The sequence below is a fragment of the Rhodomicrobium udaipurense JA643 genome (assembly GCF_000636015.1).
GTDB lineage: Bacteria > Pseudomonadota > Alphaproteobacteria > Rhizobiales > Rhodomicrobiaceae > Rhodomicrobium > Rhodomicrobium udaipurense.
In genome coordinates this window covers 1-5222 of the sequence record NZ_JFZJ01000172.1, presented here as the reverse complement: position 1 = coordinate 5222, position 5222 = coordinate 1, and the positions used below count along the sequence as shown (strand labels likewise).

Below are 5222 nucleotides of genomic sequence, written 5' to 3'. Positions count from 1 at the left end.
CACGTCGCACAACTCGCGAAAATCCGCGATGGTGCAGAAATGGATGTTCGGCGTCTCGTACCACGCTTCCGGCAGGTTCCAGGTTACGGGCATGCGTCCGTTGAACAGGATCTGTGTGCGGATGCGCCAGTGTCCGAAATTCGGAAACGAGACGATCACATGGCGCGCGATGCGTAGCAGTTCCTGAAGCACCTCCTTCGGGCGCGTGGTCGCCTGAAGCGTCTGCGATAGGATCGCGTAGTCGAAGGCGAGATCGGGATAATTCACGAGGTCGTGGTCCGCGTCGCCCTGGATCACGGACAGACCCTTCGCCACGCAGAAATTCACGCCGGATTGCGAAAGCTCGATGCCGCGCCCGTCCACATTCTTCTTTTCTTCGAGGAGCTTCAGTAACTGCCCGGTGCCGCAGCCGACATCGAGCACGCGCGCGCCGTCCTCCACCATGCCCGCGATCAGCAGAAGGTCGATGCGGGGTTGCGCCGCGTGAGCCGAGGCAAAAGTCGCGCTGTCTTCATAGGCCGTCATCATGCCCTCCCCGCCGCTGGCAGGCCGCGCTTCGCGCGCGCGGACTCGAGGAAGCCGCGCACCGTGTCGAACAACTCCGGCTCATGCAGTAGAAACGCGTCGTGGCCCTTGTCGCTCTCGATCTCGACGAAGCTCACATTCGCCGCCACCGCGTTCAGCGCCTGTACAACGGCACGGCTCTCACGCGTTGGATAAAGCCAGTCGCTCGTAAACGACACGAGGCAGAACCGCGTCTTCGTGCCGGTGAAATTGTTCGCAAGCACGCCATCGCAGTCGGCCGCAAGGTCGAAATAGTCCATGGCGCGGGTGATATAGAGATAGCTGTTCGCGTCGAAACGATCGACGAAGCTGATGCCCTGATATCGAAGGTAGCTTTCCACCTGGAAATCGGCGTCGAAGCCGAAAGTGACCTTCTGCCGATTTTGAAGGTTGCGGCCGAACTTCCGGTGCAGCGCGTCATCCGAGAGGTAGGTGATGTGCGCCGCCATCCGCGCCACGGCGAGGCCCTTGGCCGGGTTCGTGCCGTCCTCAAGATAGCGCCCGCCGCGCCATTCGGGATCGGCCATGACGGACTGTCGGCCAACCTCGTTGAACGCGATATTCTGCGACGATTGGCGCGCGGCGGTCGCGATCGGCATCGCGGAAAAAACACGTTCGCCGTAGCTCGCGCACCATTCGAGCGCTTGCATGCCCCCCATCGAGCCGCCAAGCACGCAGAAAAGCTCCGAGATTTCGAGATGATCGATCAGCCGCGTCTGCGCGCGCACCATGTCGTCGATGGTGATGACGGGGAAGTCGAGCCCCCACGGCTTGCCGGTCGCGGGGTTGATCGATGCCGGGCCGGTCGAACCCATGCATCCGCCGATCACGTTCGAGCAGATAACGAAATATCGCGTCGTATCGACCGGCTTGCCGGGGCCGACGAGCGTTTCCCACCAGCCGGGCTTTCCCGTCATCGGGTGCCGGTCGGCGACGTGCTGATCGCCCGTCAGCGCATGGCAGACGAGAATTGCGTTGGATTTGTCCGCGTTCAGTTCGCCATAGGTCTGGTAAGCGATCTGGAAGGTTTCGAGCGAGCGTCCGCAATCCAGCGGCAGAGGCTCTCGGCTTTGGAAAAGCTGACACGCTAACGGAATTGTCCGGTACTCGCTGCCGGTAACAAGCAACCTGCTCATTTGGGAAACGGCCCTACCCTCTCGACGGACGGCCGACCGTAACGCGCCGGACCGGGGCGAGCCACGGCCTTTTAGCGAGTTTTTTAACGTGGCTGCAAGCCGGCCGGCCAAATCACCACGATTCACAAATAAAGGACGCCAGACGGCTTACGTCAAGAGCTGCCGAGTCAGCGCCCGAGCCGTCTGGGTTGTAGCGTGCTATCAGCCGACTTGCGTCTCGCGGTCTTCTTGCGTTTCGGCGGTCTTGTCTTCCAATCCGTTGCGATGGTGAAGGACGGTGAGGACCTCCAGGACGACCACGGCGAACTCGTTGAATTGCCAGCCGCGCCGTTCGGAATCAAGCCAGAGGTGCTCGATCTTCTTTTCCATCGACGTCGTGAATTTGGGCCGGAGAGGTGGCGCTAAATCGATCTTCTTTTCCATCGGCGGCACGAGCCTATTATTGATATTGGCTATCAGGCTTCTTTCTATACGCATTACATCCACCCCTTACGGTATGAGTTCCATCGCGCTATTCGCCGGCATGAATAAGGCAAGCAACTCGCTTTTTCCAATACTCCACGTTTATTCCGTCAAATTTTCAACGGCGACACGAAGTGTTTATGAGCATGTGATCGGGCAAAAGCGTTTTCATCCAATACTATTTTTAGTGGCCCTGCTCCCCGATCTTTCATGCGCTCCCTTGCTTTGGCGTTCGCGAGGGTCTCCACACAAGCACCGCTGAACACAAAGGTCTGTGACAAAAGCCAATGCCTCTGCGCCTTTCGGCGGGATCGCGTTTTGCTTGCCATTGACGTATACGTAAACTACTTAACGCATGCAGCAGCGCGACGGCCGGCCTTTCGCCGGCGGACCGGCGCTGAAAGCTCGAAAAAGGACCAGGGAGGGAAGACAATGCCCAGCTACAAGGCGCCGCTCGACGATTACCGCTTCATCCTGAATGAGCTGTGGGAAGCGCGCGAATTGTCGGCCATGCCGGGATTCGAAGACGCGACGCCGGACGTCATCGCGAGCGTGCTCGATGAAGCGGCGAAATTCTGCGAGGAGATTCTTCACCCGCTGAACCAGAGCGGCGACGCGGAAGGCTGCGTCTTCGAGAACGGAACCGTGCGCACGCCGAAAGGCTTCAAGCAAGCCTATGACAAGTATGTCGAAGGCGGATGGCCGTCTATGAACGCGTCGCCCGAGCATGGTGGCCAGGGCTTGCCGCACACGGTCGGCTTCGCGATCGAGGAGTTCATCTGCTCCGCGAACCTCGCTTTTGGCCCATATCCCGGCCTCACGGCCGGCGCTTATTCGGCCATCGCCGCGCATGCCTCCGAAGACCTCAAGGCGCGCTATCTTCCGAAGATGGTGTCGGGCGAATGGTCCGGGACGATGTGTCTCACGGAACCCCATTGCGGCACCGATCTCGGCCTCATGAAGACGCGCGCGATCCCGTCCGAGGACGGCAGCTACCGCATCACCGGCACGAAGATCTTCATCACCTCGGGCGAGCACGACCTCACGAACAACATCATCCACCTCGTTCTCGCGAAGCTGCCCGATGCGCCCGCCGGGTCCAAGGGCGTCTCGCTGTTCGTGGTACCGAAGTTCCTGCCGGACGACGACGGCGAACCGGGTGTACGCAACGCTGTTTCATGCGGCTCGGTCGAGCACAAGATGGGCATCAAGGCTTCCGCCACCTGCGTCATGAACTTCGACGGCGCGGTGGGCTGGCTCGTGGCGCAGCCGAATCAGGGCATGCGCGCGATGTTCACGATGATGAACGCGGCCCGCCTCGGCGTCGGCATTCAGGGCCTCGGTATCGCGGAAATCGCCCGCCAGAATGCCGTGATTTATACAAAGGAGCGGCTGCAAGGCCGCTCGCTGACCGGCGTCAAGGCGCCCGAGAAGCCCGCCGATCCGCTGATCGTGCACCCGGACGTGCGCAAGAACCTGCTCGAAGCGAAGGCGTTCACCGAAGGTGCGCGCGCGCTCGCCGTGATGATCGGCCTCGGCATCGACCGCGCCGCCCATCATCCCGATGCCGCCGTGCGCCAGCAGTCGAACGACCTCGTCGCGCTGCTGACGCCCGTCATCAAGGCCTATTACACCGACATGGGCGTCGAGACCGCGATCAAGATGCAGCAGATGTTCGGCGGACATGGCTATATCCGCGAGCACGGCATGGAGCAGTTCGTCCGCGATGCGCGCATTTCGATGCTTTACGAAGGCGCGAACGCCATTCAAGCGCTCGACCTCGTGGGCCGCAAGCTGCCGCAGAACGGCGGCGCGGCGGTGCGCGCGTTCTTCGCCACGATCCAGACCGAGATCGAGGACACGCTTACCGACCACGACCTCGCGGACATCTCAGCTGCGCTCGAAGAAGCCTTTGCGAAGCTCCATCAGGCGACCGCATGGCTCGCGCAGCACGCCTTCGCGAACCCGGACGAAGCGGGCGGTGCCGCGACCGACTATCTGCGCATCTTCGCGCTCGTCACCGTCGGCTGGATCTGGCTGAAGACGGCGCGCGTGGCGCAGGCGAAGCTGAAGGAAGGCGGCGAGTGCTCGCCCGAGACCTACGACGGCAAGCTCAAGACCGCGCGCTTCTTCATGGCGAAGGTGCTGCCCGAGGTGGAGGGCCGCTTCCGCATTTTGACCGGCGGCTGCAAGGCCATGATGGACATGGCGGAAGATCAGTTCTGACGCTCATCGCTCGTCCACTCGATGGCGTATGCCGAGCTTTTGCTTGAGCATGAGGTGGCGGAGGAACGGCACGAATGCCGTCCCTCCGGCCGTTACGATCTGGCGCGCCGGAAAACGAGAAAATACTGCCGCGGCAGAAAATCATGCGTTTCCGCGAGCGCGTACCCGGCCGCCTTCATTTCCGCGATCGCCTTCTCGGACGCGACGCGATGCTCGCGCGGCGGACCGTCCGGCGAGTCCGGCTTGAAGTCGACGATGACGAGCCGCCCGTCCGGTTTCAGCTTCGACGCAAGCGCCGCGAAATACGTCTCGCGGTTTCCAATGTGATGATACGTGTTGACGAGAAGCACCACGTCGACCGGTTCCGGCAGGTTGTCGGACGCCTCGCCCGCCTGAACGGGCACGATGTTCGCGAGCTTTTCAACCTTCGCCCGTTCGCCGAGGTAGCGCACCATGTCCGGTTCGACGTCGGCCGCGAAAACCTTGCCCTCGGGCACGCGTTGCGCAATCCGCGTGGCGAAGTATCCAGTCCCCGCGCCGATATCCGCCACGCTCTCGGTGCCCTTGAGCCCGAGCGCGCGCACCACCTCATCCGGTTTCTGCCATGCGGTGCGTTCCGGATTGTCGAACCGCTCGACCCATTTGGCGGCGTTGTCGAATCTCTTGTGGAAGCCGCCATCCGACGCATGCTGCCCGTGCCCTGCGTGCGCCTCAGTCGCGCCCCCCGGCGTCGTGTTCGGCTCTGCCTGCGCGACCTGAAGCCCTCCCATAAGCCCGAGAAGGGTCACTGTTCCTGCGATCCTGCTTTTCACGCTGTTCCCTCGTTCCCCGCTA

General features: G+C 61.9%; 5 protein-coding genes and 1 riboswitch. Of the genes, 1 reads left to right on the top strand and 4 read right to left on the bottom strand.

Annotated elements, in window-relative coordinates; genetic code table 11:
• From metW to T281_RS16100, 3 genes are all read right to left on the bottom strand, one after another.
• Positions 1-525, bottom strand: a 525-nt coding sequence (metW, locus tag T281_RS16110; RefSeq protein ID WP_037241863.1) for a methionine biosynthesis protein MetW, incomplete at its 3' end; no start/stop codon positions are given.
• Positions 525-1700 (bottom strand): homoserine O-acetyltransferase MetX, encoded by a 1176-nt coding sequence (gene metX, locus T281_RS16105; RefSeq protein WP_037241858.1) that lies wholly within the window; start codon positions 1698-1700, stop codon positions 525-527. The genes metW and metX, both read right to left, overlap by 1 nt.
• 51 nt (positions 1701-1751) lie before the next feature.
• A riboswitch (SAM riboswitch) is annotated at positions 1752-1829 on the bottom strand.
• Between the two features lie 72 nt (positions 1830-1901).
• Positions 1902-2123, bottom strand: a complete 222-nt coding sequence (locus tag T281_RS16100; RefSeq protein ID WP_037241854.1) for a hypothetical protein — start codon at positions 2121-2123, stop codon at positions 1902-1904.
• A gap of 471 nt (positions 2124-2594) precedes the next feature.
• On the opposite strand from T281_RS16100, the gene T281_RS16095 reads away from it, so the two are divergent.
• Positions 2595-4388, top strand: a complete 1794-nt coding sequence (locus T281_RS16095; RefSeq protein ID WP_037241852.1) for an acyl-CoA dehydrogenase C-terminal domain-containing protein — start codon at positions 2595-2597, stop codon at positions 4386-4388.
• A gap of 92 nt (positions 4389-4480) precedes the next feature.
• Here the strand turns inward: T281_RS16095 and T281_RS16090 are convergent.
• Positions 4481-5222, bottom strand: a 742-nt coding sequence (locus tag T281_RS16090; protein ID WP_338053313.1) for a class I SAM-dependent methyltransferase, incomplete at its 5' end; no start/stop codon positions are given.

Excerpts from the sequence above, each read along its gene's own strand:
- T281_RS16100 (WP_037241854.1), bottom strand. The coding sequence starts at position 2,123 with ATGGAAAAGAAGATCGATTTAGCGCCACCTCTCCGGCCCAAATTCACG.
- metX (WP_037241858.1), bottom strand. The coding sequence starts at position 1,700 with ATGAGCAGGTTGCTTGTTACCGGCAGCGAGTACCGGACAATTCCGTTA.
- T281_RS16095 (WP_037241852.1), top strand. The coding sequence starts at position 2,595 with ATGCCCAGCTACAAGGCGCCGCTCGACGATTACCGCTTCATCCTGAAT.